This window comes from Sphingobacterium chuzhouense, from assembly GCF_014692525.1.
GTDB classification, from domain to species: domain Bacteria; phylum Bacteroidota; class Bacteroidia; order Sphingobacteriales; family Sphingobacteriaceae; genus Sphingobacterium; species Sphingobacterium chuzhouense.
Genome location: NZ_JACNYL010000002.1, coordinates 74,429 through 99,834 on the forward strand (window position 1 = coordinate 74,429; position 25,406 = coordinate 99,834).

The following is a 25,406-nucleotide window of genomic DNA, read 5'->3' on the forward strand; positions in this document are numbered from 1 at the left end:
GGTAATTTTCACATCTTTTTTACAATATCTGTATCTTTTATATTACCGGAATATCGTTTTTGATCAATTTTAACGTGTTACCAAAGGCAACTGCTGCTTGATGTACTTGAACACTCCAATCCTCCGCTGCATTATCGTCGGCTCCATCCGAAATGTATTTAAGGCAAAGGAAAGGAATGTTTTCTTTCATCGCCACTAAAGCTAATGCGTAGGCTTCCATATCTACGACATCGTAGATTGTCTCTGCATGTGCCATTTCAAAATTATCCCCCGTTCCACAAATGGTTTCCGGTAGTCCCTCCATCCGTAGACCGTATTCAAGAACAGGAGGCAATCCCGATAAGGGTGTTTCATATTGTTCGAAACCTAATCCTCGGACGTCCATATCTCGCTGTACAAATTTTGTACAACAGACCACTTCACCTTTTTTGTAATGATTACTTCCGGCAGATCCTAAATTGACGATTAAGGAAGGTCTTTCTTGTTGTATAGCTGTCATAAGGCCATAGGTAGCGTTTACTTTGCCGATCCCACATATTAAAGGAGAATATTCCATAAATATATCAGCGGCTTCGGATGCTAAAGCAAAAGTAAACAGCGTATCTTCTACAGGGAAAGCGGATGTGTGACTAATGGTGATCATTTGTTCTTTTTAAAAGGATTGTTGGAATGCAAAGTTATCAACAAAAACTGTATATTTGTAGAACTCCAAAATAGTAAATAAGCATTATGTAAAAATATAGTTTCTTTCAGACATTCAGAAAACAACGAAACCCACTACGGTTCTGGTTGATTTAATAATCGCTAAAAGAAAGAAATCATGCTTATTATCCAAAATTTATCATATATACATCCGAACAAGGAATTGTTGTTCAATAACATCAATCTTACCGTTAATCCAAATGAAAAAATCGCATTGATTGGAAACAACGGGGTAGGAAAATCTACATTATTGAAAATTATTGCGGGAATGTTAGAACCTTCGGCAGGTACATTGCAGGTAGAAAACAAACCGTACTATATCCCACAGATATTTGGACAATATAATCATTTAACGGTTGTCGAGGCTTTGGGAATTGACAAAAAATTGCACGCGCTCCACGAAATTTTAAACGGAAATGTCTCCGAAGAAAATTACGATTTGCTTAACGATGATTGGACAATCGAAGAGCGTTGTAATGAAGTTCTTCGTGATTGGCAACTAAACGATCTTGACTTATCACAAAAGATGGAAACATTGAGCGGAGGACAGAAAACAAAAGTGTTTTTGGCAGGAATTGCCATTCATCAGCCCGAATTAGTTTTATTGGATGAGCCAAGCAACCATTTGGATATGATGGGTAGGCAGCTTTTGTATGACTTTATTCAAAAGACGAAGCAAACCTTTATTATTGTGAGCCACGATCGGAAATTACTGAACATCTTACATACCGTTTGCGAATTAAATAAAAATGGTATCACAGTATATGGAGGTAATTATGATTTCTATATCGAACAAAAACAAGTAGAAATCAATGCCCTTACGCAAGATATCCACAGCAAGGAAAAAGCTTTAAGGAAAGCTAAAGAAAAGGAACGCGAGACGATTGACCGGCAACAAAAGTTGGACATCAGGGCGAAAAAGAACGTAGGTAAAGCCGGGCTTCCCAAAATAGTTGCCAATACGTGGAAAAGCAATGCGGAGCGAAGTACGGCCAAAATTGCAGGTGTACACACAGAAAAAATCGGAAATATCAAACAGGAGCTTCAAGACCTACGCTCTTCTTTGTCGGAAACCGATCAAATGAAATTCGGATTTGACGATTCGAAGTTACATAGAGGCAAAAATCTGTTTATTGCAAACAATATTAACTTTTACTATAAAAAGGAAGAATATCTCTGGAACGAAAATATTAATATGCAAATCGTCAGTGGAGAACGTATGGCCATAAAAGGCGCAAATGGTACTGGAAAAACAACGTTAATTCAATTAATTTTAGGCGATATAGATCCACAGGTAGGATCTGTTTACCGAGCTGAAAGCAGGTCGGTTTACATTGATCAAGAATATTCTTTGATTAATAACAGTTTGAAGATCTATGAGCAGGCACAACAATTCAATACGTCTGCCTTGCAGGAACATGAAATCAAAATTAGACTAAGCCGTTTTTTGTTTACCAAAGATGATTGGGACAAGCCCTGTAACACGTTAAGTGGGGGAGAAAGAATGCGTTTAATGTTATGCTGCTTAAATATTACGAATCAGTCACCCGATATGATTATTTTGGATGAACCGACTAATAATCTGGATATTCAAAATATAGAAATACTGACGAATGCTATCAATGACTATCGTGGGACACTACTCGTAATATCCCACGATGAAACATTTTTAGAACAGATAAATATCGAAAGGATAATTGCGTTGTGAGGACAATTAATTCAACGTTCCTAAACTATCCACATTCATATCATGCTGAGCGAGAAGGCCACGGTCGTCTATATCCCGTACAATTTTCGTACTCGCCATATATTCGTGGTTATCTGCATAAATATAAAGGAGCGTACCGTTCTTTATCGTATTGATGATAGGTTTTGTTACCTGTCTAGGCAATGCGGGACAACCGTAACTCCGACCTAGGCGACCCGTAGATTTGATAAACGATTCGCTGCAATAGTCTGCACCGTGTATGACCACAGCCCTTGCTTTTGCTTGGTCGTTAATACCTTTTTCAAGTCCGTTAAGTACTAACGAATAGCCATTCCCGCCCTGATAGGTGTTTTCGGTTTCGTAAAAGCCTAAAGAACTTTGATAAGAACCATGTCGGTTCGAAAAAGAACGGGCATATTTGTCACCGGAGTTGCGTCCGTGCGATACAATCGTATGGTATAAAATCTTTTCATTTTTCATATCCAACACGACCATTCTTTTTTCAGTTGATGGCAATGTGAAATCGATCACCGTTAGGATATGATCATATTTGGGTTGCAAAGTCTGGTATCCTTGCATGGCCTGTTCAAAGGCTTCGTATTTCAAAACAGACTCCAAGTTCATCTTACGATAAAGGAGTTTGGTATGGTCAATTTTTGAAATAGGTTCTTTTTCTACTACAGTTTCAACTGGTTTTTCTTTCGGGAGATGTTCTGTTAGCCTAGTTGGTATATAACTCACTAAAAACGACGTCAACAGCACTAATATTAAACTACGCATAGGCAAAAAAATTTAATTCAAATGCAAAGGTAGCATTAATTTGATTATCAAAGTGTTAAATTAATGTCAAGATCATTCAATGACGATAACCAACGCATTAAAAGTTTCCGCCCAATCGTATACAAATTTAGCATGTGAGGACGCATTTCTTACACACATGTGCGATCGAGGCGTTGTTCCCAGCGACCAGCTATGTTCTATAATAGACGCATTAACGCTTTGCGTTGGCACACCATGTATATAAGCACCATTTGTGAAACGGCTGGCATAAGGTGCATAACCGTGAATCGTACTGGTACCATCTTTCAGATAAAACATTTTGGCTTTCTTTTCTTGGACCACAAATATCCCTAATGGCGTTTCGTGCGCGTAAGGTGGTTTGTGAACGCCGGAAGTAGCAGGATTCATGCTTCGGATAGCCCATTCACAATCACCGGTACGCTCTGCTGTAAGGATATTTTGATTGGTGACATCGACAAAAGCAACACGATGGAACGTGACCGTATCACCGATAGCTTTCACATACCGTTTAGGAGTCTCCCAAGTACCCTCAAAAGATACACCTTCTAATTTTACCATATCTACGGTATCGCTCGACAATAATTTTGCAAGCGCACCATCCCGTCCGTAAATAGTCGGGGCATCTGTCTCGCCGACAACGTAAAGGGGAGCAGCTTGATAGCGTTCTGTGCCTAGCGAATCAGAAATGAGTTTGTATTCATTACGATGATAGTTCTTTACTAGCGGCGCTTCGCGGTTTTTATTTTTCCGATTCTGTAAAACAGCATAAGAAGCAGGTGCACGCTGAAAATTTTCTACAAACGCAAGTTTTTCTTTGATTTTGTCTAATTGAAAACGTCTGGTAGTATCCTGATAAGGATAGGTTTCTTCCAATGTATGCTTATCGTATGTGAATTCCTTCGAAAGTTTAATATCGTCTGCAGTTCTTGGCCTTTTTCTTGCCTCTTCTTCGGCTTTCTTGACCATTTCCAATGAATCCGCTTTTCTTTGTTCTGCCGGATCAATTGTTTCCGTTTGTTGATTTCGGTTACACGACCATGTTGCCGCGCCGATGATTAAAAGTGATAACGTAAAATATACTCTCATGTATCGAGTTAACAGTTTGCTGATAGTGATTGCCCAAAGATATAAAAATGTCCCAACAATCCGCTATCTTCGTATAGAGGGTAAGATAACGTAAAAATGAAATGGTTTATTTGTATAATGATACTGTGTACCTCCTGTGTAGCAAAATCACAGGGGATATTCCAGACCCGCGACCATAAACCAGTGTCCTTCAAATTTGAGTTAGTAAACAATGTTGTATTGGTGCCACTGACAATAAACGGAATAGCCTTTTCCTTTTTGCTTGATACCGGAGTAAAAGAAACCATCTTATTTGCAAACGCCGAAGATTCGCTTTACTTGAATAACCAAAATAAAATGAAGTTTCGCGGCATCGGAATAGAAGAAGGTGTGGACGGAATTCTTTCGACCGATAATGTGGTTGAGATAGGGAACGTGGCCGTAGATTCGCTTCATTGGCTCTATGTAATACAAGGTAATGAACTGGATATTTCAAGTGATATTGGCGTAGCTATCAATGGCATTCTCGGATCTAAATTTTTTGACAGCTTTGCTGTAAAGGTTGATTATCAAAAACAACGTATTACGTTATTTCCACCAGATTACAATTATGGGAGATCCATTCGTAAATATAAATATATTCCCCTAACAGTAGAAAATGAAAGACCATATATAACGGCTAATATGTTGATCGATACAACATGGGTAGAAGGAAAGATGCTGATGGATATGGGCAATACTGCCCCCTTGATGTTATTTGCTTTTTTACTGCCGGATTTCCATATCAAAGAACCTTATGTAGAAGAATATATCGGCCGTGGTTTTAATGGTGCTGTCTATGGAAAGCGTAACCGCATTCGTAAAGTCACGCTGGACGATTTTATTTTAGATTACCCGATTGTGGCTTATCCGGACTCAAACGCCTTATTTATGAGTAAACTGGCAGAGAATAGAATCGGTTCGGTTGGAAACCAAGTGCTGCAACGTTTTCATTTGTTGATAGATTATCGGAAAAATGCCTTATATCTCCGTAAAAATAAGAAGTTCGCCAAACCGTTCTTATTAAATATGGCGGGAATCGAAGTACGACATGACGGTATGATCTGGAAAAGAGAATTGGTGAAAACAAGTCTACCCCAAAAAAAAGATAATCAAATGAAACCTGATCAGGGCGTTACCATTAACCTTGCCAATGACGCATTCCAGTATAAGTTTGTGCTGCAACCTACTTATCGTATAGCAGGGATACGAAAAGACTCGCCTGCCGAAAAAGCGGGCATCCAAGCCGATGACATGTTATTGAAAGTGAACGGGAAATCAACAGGTAGGCTAACATTGCCCAAAATTATGGAAGCTTTGCAGTCCCGTCCAGGCGAAACCATCCGTCTCACTTTGCAACGAGGCGATGAACAATATGAGACTCGATTTTTGCTTGTCGACCCTATTCCTTTCTAAAGTCTATTATTTACGTGCCTCTCATCAACCGGAAGAAATAAAAAAAAATAAATTATTCTAATGAAAATTATTGGCATTCCATTTTGAAATACCTTTATTTGCAGAAATCATTCATTATAAATGGCAAAAAATTTATTGATTGTAGAGTCACCGGCGAAAGCCAAAACAATAGAAGGATATTTAGGAAAAGACTTTTTAGTCAAGTCTAGTTATGGTCATATCCGTGATTTAGTGAAGACGGATGACGCCATTGACGTAGAAAATAACTTTGAACAAAAATATGAAGTCCCCTCTGATAAGAAAGCGGTTGTCAGCGAGTTAAAGAAATTGGCTAAAGATGCGGAAACGGTATGGTTAGCATCCGATGAAGACCGGGAGGGGGAAGCCATCTCTTGGCATCTATATGAAACATTATCGTTAAAAGACGATAAAACAAAGCGTATCGTTTTCCATGAAATTACCAAGCCGGCGATCATGAGAGCCATTGACGAGCCGCGCAAAATTGATTATAACTTGGTGAACGCCCAACAGGCACGTCGCGTGTTAGACCGCCTGGTAGGTTTTGAACTTTCTCCGGTGTTGTGGAAAAAAGTAAAGCCATCACTGTCTGCCGGTCGTGTACAATCGGTAGCTGTGCGCCTTATTGTCGAACGTGAACGGGAAATCAATAAATTTGCTGCAGAGGCATCTTATAAGATTGTCGCACAATTCTTGACGGGCAAGGGAAAAGAGCAATTTAAAGCGGAATTGCCCCAACGTTTTGATCAAAAAAGTGATGCGGAAACCTTTTTGCGCGATTGTATCCAGGCAGCTTTTGCCGTAAATTCGCTGGAAAAGAAACCCGCAAAGCGTTCGCCGGCGGCTCCGTTTACCACATCTACGTTGCAACAGGAAGCCAGTAGAAAGCTGGGGTTCTCGGTAGCACGGACGATGCAGGTTGCACAACGGCTCTATGAGGCCGGACGCATTACATATATGCGTACGGATTCCGTTAATTTGAGTGATACCGCTATTCAGGAAGCACAACAGGAAATTGTAAACGCTTACGGCGAAAAATACCATAAGCTACGTCGTTATAAGACCAAATCTGCAGGTGCACAGGAAGCGCACGAGGCTATTCGTCCAACCTATTTTTCGCAGCATACGATTGAAGGCGACCATGCTGAACGTCGTTTGTATGAACTGATATGGAAGCGTGCTATAGCATCTCAGATGAGCGAAGCAGAGTTTGAGAAAACAACGGCCAAAATATCGGTATCTACTCGGCGAGAGGAACTTGTGGCTACCGGAGAAGTGATGAGATTCGACGGTTTTCTAAAAGTCTATATGGAGTCTACCGACGAGGAATCCGACAATACCAATGAGCAAAGCGGTGAAAATGCGTTGTTACCTCCGTTGGAAAAAGATCAAAGCTTGATACTAAAAGCGATGAATGCAACGGAACGCTTTTCTCGTCCACCAGCGCGCTATACCGAGGCTTCATTGGTAAAGAAACTTGAAGAATTGGGAATCGGTCGTCCTTCTACATATGCACCTACTATTTCTACAATACAAAATAGAGGCTATGTCGTTAAGGAAGATAGGGATGGAAGGGAAAGACGATATACCGTGCTGCAGATAGCAGATGACAAAGTCGTAGAAGAAATAAAGACAGAAATGACGGGAGCAGAACGTTCGAAAATGTTTCCTACTGATATTGGTGTTTTGGTAAATGATTTTTTAGTAGAACATTTCAATGATATTATTGACTATCACTTTACGGCTAAAGTAGAGAAGGAGTTTGACGAGATTGCCCACGGCGGCAAGGAGTGGACAACGATGTTGAAGGATTTTTACGGGCCGTTCCACCAAGGTATTCAAGATACGCTGGAACATGCTGATCGGGCAAGCCATGAACGCCATTTAGGAACCGATCCAGCGACGGGGAAACCCGTAAGTGTACGCGTGGGGCGATTTGGTCCACTGGTACAGATAGGTTCTGCAGACGATGAAGAGAAACCACGCTTCGCCTCCTTACGTAAAGGACAAATGATTGAAACCATCACGTTTGAAGAGGCTATGGATCTATTCAAACTTCCTAAAAAAGTTGGTCTTTTTGAAGATAAGGAAATGACGGTAGCTATTGGTCGATTTGGGCCGTATATCCGCCACGCAAGCGCTTTTTATTCTTTGCCTAAGGGAATGGATCCAATGGACGTGACAGAAGAAGATGCCATTCAGATTATTCAGGAAAAAAGACAAAAAGACAAGGAAAAGGTTATTCGTGTATTTGAGGAAAATCCCGATGCTCAAATCGAGAACGGTAGGTGGGGACCTTTTATCCGTTTTGGCAAGCAAAATGTAAAAATTCCAAAGGGTACCGATGTCGATAAGATTACTTATGAGGATGTGTTGAAATGGGCAGAAGCGGATCCGAAAGGTAAAGCGAAGGCAGCTGCAAAAACCGCTACGGCTAAAAAAGCAACAACGAAAAAGACCACAAAGAAAACAAGTACAGCTAAGTCAAAGAAATAAAGGGGAATGAAGAAAGATCTGCCCGAAAATATTGTAGAAGATATTTCCATTGCGGTAGTACTAGAAAACTCCACACCTTCGGAAAAGGTGTGGAATGTCTATTTGATTAATGAGAAAAAACAACCACTTGTCAACGTAATCATATCGTCCAAAGGTTATGGCGAAAAAGATGGGAGAGAGGTAAAAACAACAGTTTTGCGCCATTTTTTAGGCGATGTAGAAGGCAATACATCTTGTAAAATAGAAGCAATTGATCCAGAAGTATTTGGTTTGACAAATGAATATTGGTTGAGTTACTATATGGAGAAGACAATTTACGATAAGAAATATATTTTTTTGCCAGAAAGTATTGTGGACGAAAATTTAATTAAAGTTCCGTTAGTGGATAAGCCCGGAATAGTAATCGGAGGGAGCAAATAATGAAACGGGAGAATTTTATCATAGCCATTGATGGTTTCTCGTCTTGCGGAAAAAGTACCGTTGCAAAAGCGGTGGCAAAGAAACTTCAATTTGTATTCATCGACAGCGGTGCTATGTACCGTGCTGTGACACTGTATTTTTTGAGAAATCATATTGACCTGACGGATACGGATCAAATTAATGCTGCGTTGGAGCATATTCATATCGATTTTATACCTCACACCGATAAAGTGTGTGTCTTATTGAATGGTGAAGATGTATCAGAGGAGATTCGAATGATGCATGTTTCGGAAAAAGTGAGCGAAGTGAGTGCCATTAAGGAAGTGCGCCATGCGCTGGTCAAACAACAGCAGGATTTAGGAAAACGTCGGAATATTGTTATGGACGGGCGGGATATTGGTACAACTGTATTTCCAGATGCGAATTTAAAAATATTTATGACGGCAAGTCCCGACGTACGCGCCGAAAGACGATTGGCTGAATTGTTGGCGAAAGGTGAATTGGTGTCGATGGAAGAGATAAAACAGAATTTAGCCCATCGGGATCATATCGATAGTACACGCGAAGAAAGCCCATTAAGACAAGCGGAAGACGCCATCATCCTAGATAACTCCAACTTAACACAGGAACAGCAACTGCAGATCGTGCTGGAAGAATACGAGAAAAGAAAGGGGGAATATTAAAATGCCCCCGGATCATCACCTTCTTGCAATACCAATGTCGCCGTGTTTGCGTGCATACGAAGCCGATTGCTCATACTCGACTTGAAAAGACGCTCCAAAAGACTCTTATTTCTTTTCACTACACAAAGTAGGTCGACGCGGTTGCTCTCGATATACCTATTCAAGGTATGTTCTATCGACTGATCCAGATCCAACAATACAAATTCAAGGTTGTCCTCCGGAAACATTTTCTGCCAGCGATCGGTCACCGCAATAATATCGATGTTTTTATCTTTCAAGACGTGTGCACATTTGACTTTCACTCCGAATTTATTGGCGATCTCCATGATTTGGCGTAGAGCGGCCTCGTCTTTTTCCCGGAAAAGCGTCGTGAACAAAATTTCTTTAATACCGTCGTATTTGGCCTCTCTTGGAACAGATAAAACGGGTACTTTTACTCCTCGGATAACACCTAGAGTATTCGAACCAAAAATTTTATCAATAACACCATCGGCTCGATTCGTTCCCATGACAATGAAGTGAATACCTTCGTTTTCAATAATGCGCTGTGCATTTGCTACAACGGTTCCTTCTTCAAAAAGAAAGGTCAGTGGCACGTCGGACAGGTTGTAATCATCTGCCAGTTTATGGAGATCTGCGGTATACTTCTTAAAATTCTCGAATTGATGTAATTCATAATTTTCATATACCTCCGGTACGAGCTCGGGCTGTCCTGCATGCGTAGCCGACAAGACGGGTTGCATATACGTATTAAGGACATATAAACTGGCATCCATTTCTTTTGCCAAATGTAAGGCATATACAAACGCATTATTTGCGGCGTTTGAGAAGTCTGTGGGGAATAATATCTTTCTCATAACTCTAAGTTTTATATTATATAGCAAGTTAAGGTATTTCCTTGATTTTTACAAGCAATGTGATATGAATCATTTTTTACGAAAACTGTAGCGTTTTGCAAAAAAGTAACGTTTGGTTATTAAAAAAATAAAGGTATATGGCAGAATGTTAGCTCTCTGTTCTGGTAATTGAAGATTAATTCGTTAAATTGGCATACCCGAACAGGCGATTTTAAGTGAAGATTGTTCAGCAATATTGGAAGAAGGCGAGACCATTGACCTTACGAGAGGCTCTGGAAGATTGTGTTGTGGGTAAAAGTGAGCGTGGGAAATCGTTTGTTTATAAAAAATACTATGGATATGTCATGGCAGTCGTGCTTCGCTATATCTCCACAGAGATGGAAGCGGAAGAAGCTGTTAACGAGAGTTTTGTGAAGGTGTTCAGAAAGATAGCGTCGTTCGAAATGCACGCGGACGAGTCAGCGCTGGAGAAAACATTTCGTTCTTGGTTAGCACGTATTGCGGTGAATACATCAATAGATTTACTGCGAACGCGAAAACCAACCAGCTTTTTGGAAGATACATCAGATGAAGAGTTGAAATCACACACGGTTGTTATGACGGATAGATTGGGTGTTGAAGATATTATGAAGCTTTTGACACGATTACCCGATATTCAACGCTCTATTTTTAATCTGTTTGAAATTGAAGGGTATTCACATGAAGAGATTGGGACGATGCTCAACATTCCGGAAAGTACATCGAGAACATATTTGACGCGCGCCAAACAGCGCTTACGAAAATTATATATAGAAGAATTTAGTGTTTCGCACAATATACATTCTTAAATGCTAGGGGAACATGAAAAATAACAATAAGGAACTTATCGATCTCATCAGAGAAGGGCTTAAAAATGCCGAGGAACTTCCTTATAAAGAGGGAGCTTGGGAGGCTTATAAAGCAAAATACGAGCCCGCTCAGAAAGTAAGGCGTCTTGCACCACTTTGGGTGGCGGCGGCGGTTGCCGCATTAGCCGGCTTTACTTTTTTGTTTAATGATTGGAACGAACCAACGGAATCCATCCATGTTGTTAAAACGGAGCAGAAAAGTGTAAATCCTGGACCTATGGCAGACGAAACGACTGATAAACCACTGGTAATAGACGAAACAGGTCGCTTGGCTTCGACCGACGTGCAACATAAGACCGATGTGCAGCATAATGAGGAGAGTAACGAACGATTTCAACCACATCTTGCGATGCAAGAGATAACGCAGCTCGATAGAATGGCCATACAGCCACTTGACATGGCGCGTTTGGGTAATACATCTGTCTTAACGAGCGAAATCAAAAAACCGGATTTGATGGTGTTCCGGGAAGATCGTAAACCTGTAGCAGTTTTAGCATGGGACGATGATTTGATAGCCGGTCAACAAGTAGATCCAAATTTCGCCTATCAAAGCGAAGCTGCCCGTCAATTATCCCCTAAGAAATTACGTCTTACCGATCGATTTGAACTAGGGGCGTTTCTGAGCCCATCAACTACCGATCGGAGCTTCGACCTTGGTGGAGGACTTGTTTTTGCATATCGATTTAACGACAAACTCGCCATCCGCACCGGCGCTTCCTTTAATCAATACGAAGTGGGTATGTTGAAATCGCATGTTCAAGAAATAGGGGAGGAAAAGAAGCAGGAAGCCGCTCCTATAAAAAATACGGATAAAGTGATCTCCAAAGAAGCTTCCTCTCTCAGAGCAAACAATTTCTTTATTCCTAATTTAAATGCAGTAACGGGAAAAGTGCAAACTTTGGATATCCCACTTGAGATACGATATAATCTAACGAAACAATTTTACGCTACCGGTGGAGTCTCTTATGCAGCAGTTTTATCACAAGAACGTTTTGACCACTATGAAGAATCTGCTGGGATACCGACATATTCCAGTGTGTCTGACTCTGAAAAGCCGGCTCAAAATTCAGTTACTACGGTAGAGACCACCAAGATAAGTGAGGATGAAAATATAAACACAAATGGCTTTGGTGGATTTGTAAATTTCTCGGTAGGTAGAAAAGTGAATGTAGGTAAAACGATGAAAGTTTCTGTCGAACCGTTTGTGAAACTCCCTGTTGGCCAATTTAAACGTGCCGACATGAATTACACAAACGGTGGTATACGTATTATTACGAGCTTCTAATACGAATTATATTATATTTTATCAATACGTACCCAGCTCATGCCCGCGGCTATCGCTCCTTGAACACCAGGATCACCATCCTCGAAAACAAGGCAGTCAGCAGGAGCAACATCAAGTTGTTCAGCAGCTAAGAGGAAAGGTTGCGGGGAAGGTTTACCCTCAGGTGTATCGCCAGCACATACTAATGTTTCGAATTTACCCATAACATTGATAACGTCCAATGTAATATTTAAGGTTGAACGAGAACCTCCAGAAACGATACCGATTTTCTTCTTTCCTACATTTGCCAAAAGATGTTGTAACACATAGTCCACTGGTTTCGTTTGACGGATAAACTGTTCAACAAATATAGTGGACTTTAATCTTGCAAAAGCCAGTGTCTCGATATCTTTTTGATATCGTTTGCCGATTTCGGCAGCAACATCGACTGTTGGCCAGCCTGCAAGTTCCTCTACAATATCGTCATCTAAATTAATTCCATATGCTGCAGACGCGGCTACGTAAGCCGCTTTATGTGCGGGCATATTATCGGCAAGCGTTCCATCGACATCGTATAATAACGCTTTAAACGGTTTGGACTTTTCCTGTAAGATTTCAAATTTCTTTTGTGATTCAGCATTCATGCCGCAAAAATACACAAAATTGTGGTAGAGGCACTATTTAATAGCTTTCCTCCGGGCTTTCTCCTTGATAATCAAGCTTAGTTCGCGATTTGTTTGACTGCCAACGGAAGTGTTCTCCTGTGCCCGACGGAATAAATAAGGCATAACTGCCTTTACCGGTCCGTAAGGCATATATTTCGCGACATTGAAACCAGCATCGGCCAGGTTGAATGAGAGATTGTCGGACATCCCCAATAGTTGTGAAAAGAAAATATGCGGATTTGTTGAAGAAATGCCTCGTTGCACCATTTCATCTGCTAATAAAGCGGAGCTTTCCTCATTGTGCGTACCTGCTACCAGTCCAATACGGTTGATGTGGTCTAAACAAAATACGATAGCCCTATTATAATCGCTGTCACATGCTTCTTTATTTAGCTGTATTGGTGATGGATACCCCCTTTCAGCTGCACGCTGGCGTTCTATTTCCATGTAGGCACCACGTACAATCTTAGCTCCTAAATAGAAGTCTTGTGTCTGGGCATACGCGAAGTCAGCCTGTAGCGATGCAAATTTATCGTGGCGATATAGCTGGTACGTATTATATACTACAACCCGCTCTTTGTTATATTTCTCCATCATCTCTCGCGCAATATCATCGATGGTATCCTGCACCCAGGAATGTTCCGCATCGATCAATACCCGATTGCCCACCTCGAAACAAGCTTTACAGATACGGTCTATTCGATCGTAGACACGACCAAACTCTGCTTTTTCTTCCGCTGATAGATTCTCTTTGGCATCTATTTTTGCAAATAGATCAAACCGACCCAGGCCAGTTGGTTTAAAAACACAAAAAGAAGCGTATTTATTGCGGTTGGTGTATGCTACTGTCCGCAAGATTTCCTCGCAATTGGCATCAAAGCTTCCTTCAGCACCCTTTCCTTCAACAGAGTAATCGAGAATAGTCGTGACATTAGCTCGCCCAAGTTCCTCAATCGCCTGTTCACAATCTTCAATAGACTCGCCGCCACAAAATTGCTTGTAAATGGTATTCCGGATAATTCCTTCTATAGGAAGCCCCACCCTTAAAGCAAAATTTGTCAATGGTGTGCCGATTTTGATGAGTGTATTATTCGAAACCATCTTAAAAAGCCAATATGCTTTTTCCAGATCTTTATCGGATTTATTTCGAAAAGCAATTTCAGTGTTGTTAAAATCCAGTTTAACCAAGTTGTTGGCAGATATCATCATGTAAAATATTAACGGTCAAAATTAAATAATTATTTTCATCTATTTGCTTCTTTTCGATAGTCGATAAGCCTTTATAATTAACGAGAATTATCCTTTTTTTTACTGATATTATTTATCACTTCACTTTATAACACGTACTTTTACAAAACGGCAAATAATAATAGAAATAACGAGATGCAAACATTTTCATTGAAGGGAGAGTATATTCAATTAATCCAGTTGCTAAAAGCTATGAACTGGGTAGAACATGGTGCTATGGCCCAGTTTGTAGTGGAAGAAGGATTGGTTAAATATAATGGTCAGGTAGATCACAGAAAAAGATTAAAAGTAAAAGTAGGAGACATTGTTGAATTTGATGGACAGCAAGTAAAAATTGTTTAATTTAGTGCTTTAATTATTTCAAACATCACTATACATGACAAAACAAATTGCCAGTCTTGGGTATCAGGTATTCTTCGAAAAAAATCTTGACTCCTTGGAGCCGTTCATTACTTCGCGCAACTACTCCCAGATATTGGTATTAGTCGATAGGAATACGAACGACTATTGCTTACCGATATTACAGTCGGCACTTTCCAAGATAACAGATTATGATATTATTGAAGTAGATCCCGGAGAGGAAAACAAAAATATTGATTTTTGTATTGGTGTTTGGAAAACGATGCTCGATTTTGGAGCTGACCGGAAAGCACTCATGATAAATTTGGGTGGCGGAGTGGTAACAGATATGGGTGGGTTTGCCGCCTCTACGTATAAGAGAGGAATTGATTTTATCCAGATTCCTACTACCTTACTTTCACAAGTGGATGCATCTGTAGGTGGAAAAACCGGAATAGATTTAGACAATGTAAAAAATATAATCGGCACGTTTACCCAACCGCAGGCCGTTTTTATCAGCGGACAGTTTCTCTCCACGTTGGATGATCGCCAAATGCGCTCTGGCTTCGCAGAAGTCATTAAACACGGTTTGATCTATGATAAAGACTTGTTTTTAAGGACTAAATCGGTTAATCTGGAAGCAGATGATTTGGATGATATTGTTTTCCGTTCGGTAGAAATAAAAAATGAAGTTATTACAGAAGATCCGACGGAAAAAGGCCTTCGTAAAATCCTAAATTTTGGACATACCATTGGGCATGCAATAGAGGGGTATTCCCTGATACATGATGCCAACCCACTTTTACACGGCGAAGCAATTGCATTAGGCATGATTTGTGAAGCTTATATTGCGCATAAAATCAACGGGCTTTCGGCAGCCGATTTGTCGGAAATAGTTCAAGCGTTTGACAATCGATTTGAACGCTATCCGTTTTCGGGAGATATATATCAGGAGCTGATCGCCTTGATGCAAAATGATAAAAAGAACGCGGGAAGGAAGTTAGGTTTTGTATTACTGTCTGAAATTGGTAAATGTGATTATAATATCTATGTAGAGGAGGAACTGATTAAGGAGAGTTTGGATTTTTATAGAAATAGATAGATCGTATGGGTAGATATATATCGTTAGCATTGGGTTTGCTCGTTTTGGGTAATGTCGTTTCGGCCTATAGCCAGGAACGGGTGTTAATTTTCTCCAAGACAGCGGGTTTCAGGCACAAAAGCATTCCTAAAGGAGTAGAAACTGTCACAAGATTACTTAAAGCTGAAAATATACAATCCGTTCATTCAGAAGATGCGCACTATTTTTGTGTAGATAGTCTGCATCAATTTGCTGCCGTCATATTTTTAAATACCACAGGTGATATATTAGATGACCAGCAAAAGGTAGCTTTCCAAAACTTCATCCGCTCCGGAAAAGGATATATGGGTATACATGCAGCTTCGGATACGGAGTTTGAATGGCCTTGGTATGGCGAACTTGTAGGAGGCTATTTTACCCAACACCCACCGGTTCAGAAAGCCAAAATCGATGTCGTCGACCGCGCGCACGCCGCGACCGAACATTTGCAAGAAGTTTGGTGGCATAAAGACGAGTGGTATGATTTTAGAGATGTACAGCCGGGATTGCATATTCTAATGACACTTGATGAGCAAAGCTATGAAGGCGGTACAATGGGGAAATTTCATCCGATCGCATGGTTCAGGGAGTTTGATGGTGGGCGTACGTTCTATACGGGACTTGGACATACCGAAGAATCTTATGATGTCGTCGATTTTCAGAAGCATATTATAGGTGGTGTCAAGTACGTGTTGGGGCGCTAGGTATATTGACTTTTCGTTTATGAACAAATTTCTATTTTCTGTATTGGTATTATTCTTTTGTGTTTATCATGGTAAATCACAAGATATAAATTTAATCCAGAAAGAGTTAGATCAATCACCTATACTAAAGAATCATTTCTTTGGTTTCAGTCTTTATGACGTAGATCAGAATCAATTTCTGATGGGATCGCATGAGGATAAATATTTTACTCCCGCTTCCAATACTAAAATTTTCACTTTGTTTACAGCGCTCAAAAATATTGGTGATTCCATTCCGGCCATTTATTACATAGAAAAAGGAGATTCTTTGTTATTTTGGGGAACAGGTGATCCAACCTTTCTACATTCGAAATTGGATTCTGGGAAAGTTTATAATTTTTTACGGGCAACAGATAGAAAGTTATTTTATGTAGGAGGAACAGTTACAGAAGAACCTTTTTATCGCCAAGGGTGGGCAATGGAAGATTATGAAGAATACTATCAACCGGAAATAACGCCATTTCCCATTTATGGCAACGTAGTTACGTTTGGGAGTATTCGGAACAGATTGACCGTTTTTCCCGTACGCTTCCAATTTGGTGTTGCCACGGACGAAACAATCGCGGAGCCAAACCGCTTCCGGATTCATCGAAAACTGGAGGAAAATACTTTTTTAATCAACAGCGCAAGAATCCCGAATAACTATGTAAACCAGAAACCATTTAAATACTCCGATGAGTTGATCATACAATTATTGCAGGATACGCTACAGAAACCGGTAGAATTAATTCAATACCCTAAACCTGCGGAAGTAGATACGCTATTTTCTGTTGCTACAAAAGATGTACTACGTGAAATGATGCTGGTCAGTGATAATTTTTTGGCAGAACAGTTAATGATGGTTGCGGCAATGGATAGATACGGTGAATTTAATACCGCTCGTTTAAGAAAAGATATGGAGGCATCATATTACGCTTATTTCACGGATAAAATAGATCTATATGATGGCAGTGGCTTATCGCCTTATAATAAAGTTACGGCAAGGAGTTTAGTAGAACTTTTGTTGCTGGTAGCGCAGGAAGTTCCAAAAGTAGAGGAACTTCGTTATTTGTTTGCCGCAGGAGGTTTGGAAGGGACGTTAAAAACGACTTATCGGCCAGACGGCGGATCTCCATTTATATGGGCAAAAACAGGCACCATAAAAAGCGTGTATTGTCAAAGTGGCTACATCCAAACCCGTAGCGGCAGAAACCTGGCATTTTCTTTTCTTAATAATAATTTTATAGGCTCTGCTACGCCAGTGCGTAAGGAAGTCTCCCGTATCATGACTTTTATCCGGGAGAATTATTGAGTAACTATTTTTTATTATATTCGCTTCACAAATGCGTGTTATCGAAAAAAACAACAAACGCTTAATTCGCTCTTGGTCGATGTTTGACTGGGCGAATTCTGCTTACAATTTGGTTATCACCTCGACTATCTTTCCGGCTTATTACACAGCCATTACGCAGACGGCGGAAAATGGCGATGTGGTTAGTTTTTTCGGATTGAAGGTAATCAACACCGCCCTTTCCAATTTTGCTTTAGCTTTTTCTTACCTCTTCATGGCTTTTATACTGCCATTTCTTTCGTCCTATGCCGATGTACAAGGAAAAAAGAAAACAATGATGATGTTTTTCACCTATTTTGGTGCCATAGCTTGTATGGGGCTTTTCTTTTTTCGTTTAGAGACACTTGAATTGGGGGTAATATTGTTTGGACTAGCTGCGATGGGTTATATAGGTGGTGTGTTATTCAACAACTCCTATTTACCCGAAATAGCAACCGTAGATAAGCAGGATAGTGTAAGTGCGCAAGGATTTGCGTATGGTTATGTGGGCTGTGTTACGTTACAGCTTATCTGTTTGGTTTTTATTTTAAAACCGGAATGGTTTGGTATTACCGACCTCTCTTTTGGACCTCGGTTATCGTTTTTGCTCGTAGGTGTGTGGTGGGCCAGTTTTTCCACTATTCCTTTTTTAGCACTTCCCAATAATCAAAAATCAGCTATCCGGGCTTCCAAGAAAATTTTTCGTACGGTTATTATAGAATATCGCATTGTGATGCGACGCATACAGAAAATGCAACGTATTCGCCGGTTTTTACCTGCTTATTTTTTTTATTCTGCAGGCGTGCAAACGGTGATGATTGTAGCAGCTGCCTTTGGTGCTAAAGAGCTTCATCTCGAAAGCTCTAAACTGATCATAACCATACTGTTAATTCAGCTTGTTGCCATACTGGGTGCTTTTTTAATGTCTAAACTTTCGGCGAGGTTTGGTAACATTAAAATCTTAATCGCCGTTGTGTTCGTGTGGATAGGCGTGTGTGTGTCTGCATTTTTCATAAAAACAGAAGTTGAGTTTTATGTTTTAGCTTGCTTGGTCGGATTAGTGATGGGAGGCATTCAGTCCTTATCGCGATCCACCTATTCTAAATTCCTGCCAGAAGATATCAAGGATACAACATCCTTTTTTAGCTTTTATGATGTTACAGAAAAATTAGCTATTGTATTGGGGCTGTTTTCCTTTGGATTAATAGAACAGTTTACGCATAATATACGCTATTCCGCGTTATTTCTTTCTGTATTTTTTATCATCGGATGTGGTTTGCTCTTTCGCTTGCTACGATTTAATAAGGCTATGACGTTATGAACGTAGAGATATTTATACCCTGCTTTATAGACCAGATTTATCCTCAAACTGCTTTTAACACGATTAAATTGCTGAAAAAAGCCGGTTGTAATGTTGTCTATAATCCTAAGCAGACCTGTTGTGGACAGCCAGCATACAATGCTGGGTTTTGGGACGAGGCAAAGAAAATCGGACTTAAGTTTCTCGGTGATTTTTCGGAGGATTGTTATATCGTGTCGCCTTCAGCTTCCTGTACGGGGATGATAAAAAACGGTTATGATGATTTATTTACCAATTCTACCGCACATAACCGCTGCCGTAATATTCAATCAAACATCTATGAATTGAGCGATTTTTTGGTAAATGTGCTTAAAAAAGATTATTTTGGAGCGGAATTAGTGGGAACGGCAGTCTATCACGACTCTTGCTCCGCGTTACGGGAGTGTAAGATTAAAGAAGAACCTCGGAAGTTATTAGCGCAAGTAGGAGGACTGGATGTTGTGCCAATGCGTGATCAGGAAACTTGTTGTGGGTTCGGAGACACTTTTGCCGTGAAATTTGAAGGTATATCGGCAGAGATGGCCGAACAAAAAGTACAAAATGCAATGGCCGTAAAAGCTGACTATATTATTTCAACAGATAGCTCTTGTTTATTGCAATTACAAGGATATATTGATAAACATCAACTCCCAATCAAGACGAAACACATTGCAGATGTGTTGACGTCAGGATGGGCAAATATTTAATAAAACCTATAATAATCCATGAACTCAAGAAGAACTTTTTTAAAAAATTTAGGTCTGGCAGCAGCGGGAGTAGCGATAACTCCTTCTTTAGACGTATTTGCAGCAAAAAAATCGTGGTTTGACATTTCGTTAGCGCAATGGTCCCTTCACAAAACGCTATTTGCGGGTGATTTAAAGAACATCGATTTCCCTGAATTTGCAGCAAAGAAATTTAATATTTACGGTGTAGAATACGTAAACCAGTTCTTTAAGGACAAAGCAAAAGATATGGCCTACCTTAAAGACCTAAATAATAGAGCCAAAGACAATGGTGTAAAGAATGTGATGATCATGGTTGATGGTGAGGGAAATCTCGGTGATGAAGATAACGCAAAACGTTTACAAGCTGTAGATAACCATTATAAATGGATTGATGCAGCAGCATTTTTAGGATGTAAATCCATTCGGGTAAACGCTGCTGGAAAAGGAACGCGTGAAGAAGTCGCTCAACGTGTTGTAGAGAGCTTAAGTACATTGGCGGATTACGGCAAAAAGGCAAAAATCAACGTGATTGTTGAAAATCACGGAGGTATTTCTTCGCACGGTGATTGGTTGGCAGGCGTATTGAAAGCAGTAGGTAAGAAAAATTGTGGAAGCTTACCGGACTTTGGTAACTTCTATGAATATGATCGCTATCAAGGTGTGCAAGATTTAATGCCCTATGCCAAAGGTGTGAGTGCCAAAACAAATGTTTTCGATGCTAACGGCAATGAAGTGAACATCGATTATGCTCGCATGATGCGTATTGTAAAAGATGCAGGTTTTAAAGGTTATGTCGGTATTGAGTACGAAGGAAAAGATCTGCCTGAAGTAGAAGGCATCCTAGCTACCAAGAAATTGCTTGAGCGATTTAAAACGTTGTAATCTGTTATAACCCGTAATTGAAATTTTACAAAATTAAAAATGGATAAAACGGGAAAAACTAGAATTTTTATTTTCTTTGTAGCAAAGTTACCAAAATCAAACTTTCGACGTCATTGCGAAAACAAAGTAATGATGAGTTTTTGAGGTTTGATTTTGTTTTTTAATGTCTATAACTTAAAAAGATGAATCAACAAAAAGAAGACGAAGTCCTGGTAAACCACCTTGCCACGCAGGGCATTGACAACAAAATGGTAATGGGACATCCCGCAAGTTTATTTGTCCTGTTTTTTACGGAGATGTGGGAGCGCTTTAGCTATTATGGTATGCGTGCCTTATTGACAGTCTTCCTCATCACGGAGATTGTCAAAGGTGGATGGGGATGGACAAATGCCGATGCTATGCAACTTTACGCTTGGTACACCGGGTTGGTCTATCTTACGCCGTTGATTGGGGGAATGATTGCAGACAAGCTTACAGGCTATCGGAAAGCAATTCTACTCGGAGCCTTAATCATGACCTTGGGTCACTTGTCTATGGCCTTCGAAACGTTTGGAGATAACTTTTTTTACTTGGGTTTAGTTTTAATGATTCTCGGAAACGGTTTATTTAAACCCAATATCTCCTCCATGGTGGGACAATTGTATCCCGATACCAGCACAAAGAAAGACGCGGGTTACACCATTTTCTATATGGGTATCAATGCGGGAGCTTTTCTAGGCATGTTGTTATGTGGTTATATCGGTGAGAAAATTGGTTGGCATTATGGCTTCGGTCTTGCTGGTGTATTCATGTTTTTCGGTATGTTACAGTTCTTTTTTGCACAAAAGATATTTGGTATCATAGGCGAGAAGCCCGATACAACACATAAACCCGAAGATCACGTAGAGAAGATTACAGACGAAGAAACACCTAAACATGTGGTTCGGGATAGACTTATCGTCGCGGGGGTCTTGATGTTGGCCAGTGTGTTTTTCTTCTTTGCTTTTGAACAGGCCGGTGGTTCTATGTCCATCTTTGCCAAAGATTACACACAGCGGGTTTTGGAAGGTAATGCCGGACTAACTTTTAAATGGGTCGATGCAGCCTTGACTATTTTCCCAATCATAATCGTCACATGGGTATTGTATGGTCTCTCTAAAAAAATTGCTTCTGCTTATCCGCTAACGATTATGTTTACAGCGTTGTCGTTTGCGATCATTTGGGGGCTAGGTATCTGGAAGGTATACAGAGAATTCAGTGCTGAACAAACAGAAGTGACGGTTTCTTGGTTTCAGATATTAAACTCCTTCTTCATCATTACGTTAGCTTCTTCTTTCAGTAAAATGTGGGAGAAAATATGGAACCCTTCGGGTGCTGTAAAATTTGCCATGGGGCTGTTGCTGGTGGGCGTAGGTTTTGTTGCCCTGGCTTTTGGAGCCAGCTCCATTCCGAAAGGAGCAACAACGGCCACGGTTAGTATGGTGTGGTTGATACTTGCATATTTTTTCCATACGACAGGCGAACTATGCTTATCGCCGGTAGGGTTATCGTATATCAGTAAGCTTTCACCGAAGAAATTTGTGGGCTTGCTTTTCGGACTTTGGTTTACGGCGTCTGCAATTGCGAACTTTATTGCCGGTATGACCGGATCGTATATTGATAAGATTTCTGAAGAATATTCCATGTCGATATTCTTTTATATCATTGCATCCATTCCGATTGTTGCAGCTTTGTTATTGTTGGTCTTCAGTGGCAAGCTACGGAAAATGACGCATGGTATTGATTAAGAAAGACACCTAATATCTCATTGAACGTGGTAGACAGTTTAGTCATTATTCCGACATACAACGAAAAAGAAAATATAGAGAAGATAATCCGAAAGGTGTTTTCCCTGTCTGTTCCGTACGATGTATTGGTTGTTGACGATGGCTCACCGGATGGCACCGCGAACATTGTTAAAACTTTGCAGCAGAAGTATGTAGGACGTCTGTTTATCGAGGAAAGAGTTGGGAAGTTGGGATTGGGAACGGCTTATATTCACGGATTTCGATGGGCTTTACAACGCCATTATGCCTATATTTATGAGATGGATGCTGATTTCAGCCACAATCCGGAGGATTTAATACGTCTACGTCAAGCCTGTTTGGATGGAGCCGATATGGCGATCGGCTCCCGTTATATAAAGGGGGTAAACGTAGTCAACTGGCCGATGAGCCGCGTATTGATGTCGTATTTTGCTTCGGCGTATGTACGGCTTATTATGCGTATCAATATTCAGGATGCTACCGCTGGATTTGTCTGCTTTTCAAGAGGGGTATTGGAAAAGATTCCACTAGACAAGATTAGGTTCATTGGCTATGCTTTTCAGATTGAAATGAAGTTTACGGCCATCCAATATGGTTTCAAGGTAGTGGAAGTACCCATTATATTTACTGATCGTACCGAAGGAGTCTCCAAAATGAGCACACGGATATTTAGGGAAGCATTTTTTGGAGTTATACAACTGAAAGTAGAGAGTTGGTTTAAGAAATATAAATAGGTAACTTCGCGTATATGAATGAATATCTTGACCCGAATCCAGAAAAGCTAAATCCCATAGACAGGGATATAGAAAGAGCCTTGCGTCCGCAAGTGTTTGAGGATTTTACAGGGCAGGAGAAAATTTTAGAAAACCTCTCTATTTTTGTAAGAGCTGCGAAGTTACGCAGCGAAGCATTAGATCATGTGCTGTTGCATGGTCCTCCTGGCTTGGGAAAAACTACGTTATCCCATATTATCGCCAACGAAATGGGCGTGAATATTAAAATCACATCTGGTCCGGTATTGGATAAGCCTGGTGATCTGGCAGGTCTCTTGACTAATTTAGAGGAAGGCGACGTATTGTTCATTGACGAAATTCACCGTTTAAGTCCGTTGGTTGAAGAATATCTTTATTCGGCAATGGAGGATTTCAAGATTGATATTATGCTGGAAACGGGACCTAATGCCCGATCTGTCCAAATTTCTTTAAATCCGTTTACACTTATCGGTGCAACTACGCGATCCGGATTGTTAACCGCCCCACTACGCGCCCGTTTTGGAATTAACTCCCGACTTCAGTATTACGATGCTAAATTGCTGACTACAATCGTGTTAAGGTCGGCTCATATTTTGAATACACCGATTACGGAAGAGGGTGCGTATGAGATTGCACGTAGAAGCAGGGGCACACCGCGTATTGCCAATGCTTTATTGCGCAGAACACGGGATTTTGCGCAGATCAAGGGAAATGGATCGGTGGATAGAGCCATTGCCCAATATGCGCTGAATGCCTTAAATGTCGATGAAAATGGTCTAGACGAAATGGATAACCGAATACTGACAACTATCATCGAAAAGTTCAAAGGAGGCCCTGTCGGATTAAAGACAATAGCTACTGCAGTGGGAGAGGATGAGGGAACTATCGAAGAGGTATATGAACCTTTCTTGATACAAGAAGGTTATCTCATGCGAACTTCCCGTGGGCGTGAATGTACAGAACTAGCCTTTAAACATTTAGGGAAAAATACGTTCCATAGAGGGAATACGTTGTTCTGAACCTCGTATTTTCTTTTCCTTTTGCAACTTTTTGTGCAGTTGCTTGTTTTTCTTCCATGATGAATCCTAGAAAGTTGACGACATTAAGGAACTTTAATCAGGTTCTACTTTTTTTTGTTTTACTTTTCGCAATCTTATATTACGCGAAAACTTTTCTTATTCCTGTCGTTACCAGCGCTTTGTTTGCTATGTTATTAGTACCTATTTGTCAAAAACTAGAGCAATGGCGAATGAAGCGGGGTTGGGCTGCAGTTTTGGTCGTGTTAATCAGTATGTCAATTATAATGGCCGTATTGTATGTATTAATAAGTGAACTGGTAGGCCTCGGTGGTGATATTGTGGTCATAGGAAAGCGGATAAACATGTTATTAGATCAAACACACGCCTTTGTGACAGAGCATTTTAATGTATCCAGAATAAAACAAAAAGAATATCTCCAAAAACAATTGTCGGAGTGGTCCAATGCGACAGGTAAAGTCGTGGGGGGTGCAGTTTTCTCTATTATTTCCTTGGTAGGTAACGTTTTAATCGTCACTATCTATACGATCTTGATGCTGATATACAGGCAACGCATCAAATGGTTTGCCCTTCAATTGGTCAAACGTCATGCTGGGTATGATGAAATAGGTCATGCAAAGACAATTGTAGGAAAAATAACAAAAGTGTCTAGTCTATACGTGGGTGGTGTTTTTTCGGTTGTGTTGATATTATCCATCATTTACTTCACGGGATTGACTCTTATTGGAGTAAGAAATGCTTTATTTTTCGCGCTTTTGGCCGCACTGATAAATGTCATCCCCTATATAGGTTCCGTGTTAGGTGGCGCTATTGTTGTATTGTATACGCTGATAACGGGAGATTCGCTGACTACATCCATCATCGTCGCGATTTTTTTTACAGCAGTCCAACAATTAGACAGTTATGTGCTGACACCGAAAATTACCGGAGGAAAAGTTAAACTTAGCCCCTTATTTACCATTATGGGGTTATTGCTAGGTGGAATGGTATGGGGTGCGGCAGGTATGATTTTGTTTATACCCATATTGGGTATTTGTAAAGTGATTTTCGATAATGTGGATTTGCTCAAACCCTATGGGCATTTGATAGGAGATTAATAGTTCG

24 protein-coding genes are annotated in these 25,406 nt (G+C 40.4%); 18 read left to right on the forward strand and 6 right to left on the reverse strand.

Annotation, left to right across the window (positions count from 1 at the left end; genetic code table 11):
- Nucleotides 1–37 precede the first annotated feature (37 nt).
- Entirely contained in the window at nucleotides 38–643 is a 606-nt protein-coding gene (locus tag H8B21_RS06655; RefSeq protein WP_190313035.1) for a 5'-methylthioadenosine/S-adenosylhomocysteine nucleosidase family protein, read from the reverse strand.
- A 177-nt stretch (nucleotides 644–820) separates the two neighbouring features.
- On the opposite strand from H8B21_RS06655, the gene H8B21_RS06660 reads away from it, so the two are divergent.
- Entirely contained in the window at nucleotides 821–2,410 is a 1,590-nt protein-coding gene (locus tag H8B21_RS06660; protein ID WP_190313036.1) for an ABC-F family ATP-binding cassette domain-containing protein, read from the forward strand.
- A 6-nt stretch (nucleotides 2,411–2,416) separates the two neighbouring features.
- On the opposite strand, the gene H8B21_RS06665 is transcribed toward H8B21_RS06660, so the two are convergent.
- Nucleotides 2,417–3,190, reverse strand: a complete 774-nt coding sequence (locus H8B21_RS06665) for a murein L,D-transpeptidase catalytic domain family protein (RefSeq protein ID WP_190313037.1) — start codon at nucleotides 3,188–3,190, stop codon at nucleotides 2,417–2,419.
- A 72-nt stretch (nucleotides 3,191–3,262) separates the two neighbouring features.
- On the reverse strand, nucleotides 3,263–4,297 hold the full coding sequence (locus H8B21_RS06670; protein ID WP_190313038.1) for a L,D-transpeptidase: 1,035 nt from the start codon (nucleotides 4,295–4,297) through the stop codon (nucleotides 3,263–3,265).
- Nucleotides 4,298–4,414: 117 nt separating this feature from the next.
- On the opposite strand from H8B21_RS06670, the gene H8B21_RS06675 reads away from it, so the two are divergent.
- From H8B21_RS06675 to cmk, 4 genes are all read left to right on the forward strand, one after another.
- Nucleotides 4,415–5,731 (forward strand): PDZ domain-containing protein, encoded by a 1,317-nt coding sequence (locus H8B21_RS06675; RefSeq protein WP_190313039.1) that lies wholly within the window; start codon nucleotides 4,415–4,417, stop codon nucleotides 5,729–5,731.
- A 120-nt stretch (nucleotides 5,732–5,851) separates the two neighbouring features.
- Complete coding sequence (topA, locus tag H8B21_RS06680; RefSeq protein ID WP_190313040.1) at nucleotides 5,852–8,245, forward strand: type I DNA topoisomerase; 2,394 nt, start codon at nucleotides 5,852–5,854, stop codon at nucleotides 8,243–8,245.
- A gap of 6 nt (nucleotides 8,246–8,251) precedes the next feature.
- Nucleotides 8,252–8,665, forward strand: a complete 414-nt coding sequence (locus H8B21_RS06685) for a hypothetical protein (protein WP_190313041.1) — start codon at nucleotides 8,252–8,254, stop codon at nucleotides 8,663–8,665.
- On the forward strand, nucleotides 8,665–9,348 hold the full coding sequence (cmk, locus tag H8B21_RS06690) for a (d)CMP kinase (RefSeq protein ID WP_190313042.1): 684 nt from the start codon (nucleotides 8,665–8,667) through the stop codon (nucleotides 9,346–9,348). The genes H8B21_RS06685 and cmk overlap by 1 nt, the downstream gene beginning before the upstream one ends.
- On the opposite strand, the gene H8B21_RS06695 is transcribed toward cmk, so the two are convergent.
- Nucleotides 9,345–10,205, reverse strand: a complete 861-nt coding sequence (locus H8B21_RS06695) for a universal stress protein (RefSeq protein ID WP_190313043.1) — start codon at nucleotides 10,203–10,205, stop codon at nucleotides 9,345–9,347. The two genes, cmk and H8B21_RS06695, sit on opposite strands and share 4 nt — an antisense overlap.
- Nucleotides 10,206–10,420: 215 nt before the next feature.
- Between H8B21_RS06695 and H8B21_RS06700 the strand changes: the two genes are divergently transcribed.
- Both H8B21_RS06700 and H8B21_RS06705 read left to right on the forward strand, forming a co-directional pair.
- The gene (locus H8B21_RS06700; protein WP_190313044.1) at nucleotides 10,421–11,032 is read left to right on the forward strand and encodes an RNA polymerase sigma factor; all 612 of its coding nucleotides are present in this window, start codon (nucleotides 10,421–10,423) and stop codon (nucleotides 11,030–11,032) included.
- A gap of 13 nt (nucleotides 11,033–11,045) precedes the next feature.
- Nucleotides 11,046–12,377: an outer membrane beta-barrel protein gene (locus H8B21_RS06705; RefSeq protein ID WP_190313045.1), complete on the forward strand. Its 1,332-nt coding sequence runs from the start codon at nucleotides 11,046–11,048 to the stop codon at nucleotides 12,375–12,377.
- 11 nt (nucleotides 12,378–12,388) lie between these two features.
- On the opposite strand, the gene H8B21_RS06710 is transcribed toward H8B21_RS06705, so the two are convergent.
- Nucleotides 12,389–13,000 carry an HAD family hydrolase gene (locus tag H8B21_RS06710; protein WP_190313046.1) on the reverse strand — a complete coding sequence of 204 codons (612 nt, stop codon included), beginning with the start codon at nucleotides 12,998–13,000 and terminating at the stop codon, nucleotides 12,389–12,391.
- A 33-nt stretch (nucleotides 13,001–13,033) separates the two neighbouring features.
- Entirely contained in the window at nucleotides 13,034–14,227 is a 1,194-nt protein-coding gene (locus tag H8B21_RS06715) for a proline dehydrogenase family protein (RefSeq protein WP_190313972.1), read from the reverse strand.
- A gap of 177 nt (nucleotides 14,228–14,404) precedes the next feature.
- Between H8B21_RS06715 and H8B21_RS06720 the strand changes: the two genes are divergently transcribed.
- The 11 genes from H8B21_RS06720 (at nucleotide 14,405) to H8B21_RS06770 (ending at nucleotide 25,399) form a co-directional block, all read left to right on the forward strand.
- Entirely contained in the window at nucleotides 14,405–14,611 is a 207-nt protein-coding gene (locus tag H8B21_RS06720; RefSeq protein ID WP_165292908.1) for an RNA-binding S4 domain-containing protein, read from the forward strand.
- Nucleotides 14,612–14,645: 34 nt separating this feature from the next.
- A complete protein-coding gene (aroB, locus tag H8B21_RS06725; RefSeq protein ID WP_190313047.1) occupies nucleotides 14,646–15,710 on the forward strand; it encodes a 3-dehydroquinate synthase in 1,065 nt (354 codons plus the stop codon).
- Between the two features lie 5 nt (nucleotides 15,711–15,715).
- The gene (locus tag H8B21_RS06730) at nucleotides 15,716–16,432 is read left to right on the forward strand and encodes a ThuA domain-containing protein (protein WP_190313048.1); all 717 of its coding nucleotides are present in this window, start codon (nucleotides 15,716–15,718) and stop codon (nucleotides 16,430–16,432) included.
- Nucleotides 16,433–16,451: 19 nt separating this feature from the next.
- Nucleotides 16,452–17,762 carry a D-alanyl-D-alanine carboxypeptidase gene (locus H8B21_RS06735; RefSeq protein WP_190313049.1) on the forward strand — a complete coding sequence of 437 codons (1,311 nt, stop codon included), beginning with the start codon at nucleotides 16,452–16,454 and terminating at the stop codon, nucleotides 17,760–17,762.
- A 31-nt stretch (nucleotides 17,763–17,793) separates the two neighbouring features.
- A complete protein-coding gene (locus tag H8B21_RS06740) occupies nucleotides 17,794–19,101 on the forward strand; it encodes an MFS transporter (protein ID WP_190313050.1) in 1,308 nt (435 codons plus the stop codon).
- The gene (locus H8B21_RS06745; RefSeq protein WP_190313051.1) at nucleotides 19,098–19,826 is read left to right on the forward strand and encodes a (Fe-S)-binding protein; all 729 of its coding nucleotides are present in this window, start codon (nucleotides 19,098–19,100) and stop codon (nucleotides 19,824–19,826) included. The genes H8B21_RS06740 and H8B21_RS06745 overlap by 4 nt, the downstream gene beginning before the upstream one ends.
- Nucleotides 19,827–19,844: 18 nt before the next feature.
- Nucleotides 19,845–20,729, forward strand: a complete 885-nt coding sequence (locus H8B21_RS06750; protein ID WP_190313052.1) for a sugar phosphate isomerase/epimerase family protein — start codon at nucleotides 19,845–19,847, stop codon at nucleotides 20,727–20,729.
- Nucleotides 20,730–20,911: 182 nt separating this feature from the next.
- Complete coding sequence (locus H8B21_RS06755) at nucleotides 20,912–22,495, forward strand: peptide MFS transporter (RefSeq protein ID WP_190313053.1); 1,584 nt, start codon at nucleotides 20,912–20,914, stop codon at nucleotides 22,493–22,495.
- A 26-nt stretch (nucleotides 22,496–22,521) separates the two neighbouring features.
- The gene (locus H8B21_RS06760) at nucleotides 22,522–23,247 is read left to right on the forward strand and encodes a polyprenol monophosphomannose synthase (protein ID WP_190313054.1); all 726 of its coding nucleotides are present in this window, start codon (nucleotides 22,522–22,524) and stop codon (nucleotides 23,245–23,247) included.
- A gap of 14 nt (nucleotides 23,248–23,261) precedes the next feature.
- Complete coding sequence (gene ruvB / locus H8B21_RS06765) at nucleotides 23,262–24,284, forward strand: Holliday junction branch migration DNA helicase RuvB (RefSeq protein WP_190313055.1); 1,023 nt, start codon at nucleotides 23,262–23,264, stop codon at nucleotides 24,282–24,284.
- 59 nt (nucleotides 24,285–24,343) lie between these two features.
- Nucleotides 24,344–25,399 (forward strand): AI-2E family transporter, encoded by a 1,056-nt coding sequence (locus H8B21_RS06770; RefSeq protein WP_223814979.1) that lies wholly within the window; start codon nucleotides 24,344–24,346, stop codon nucleotides 25,397–25,399.
- The last annotated feature ends 7 nt before the right edge of the window (nucleotides 25,400–25,406 follow it).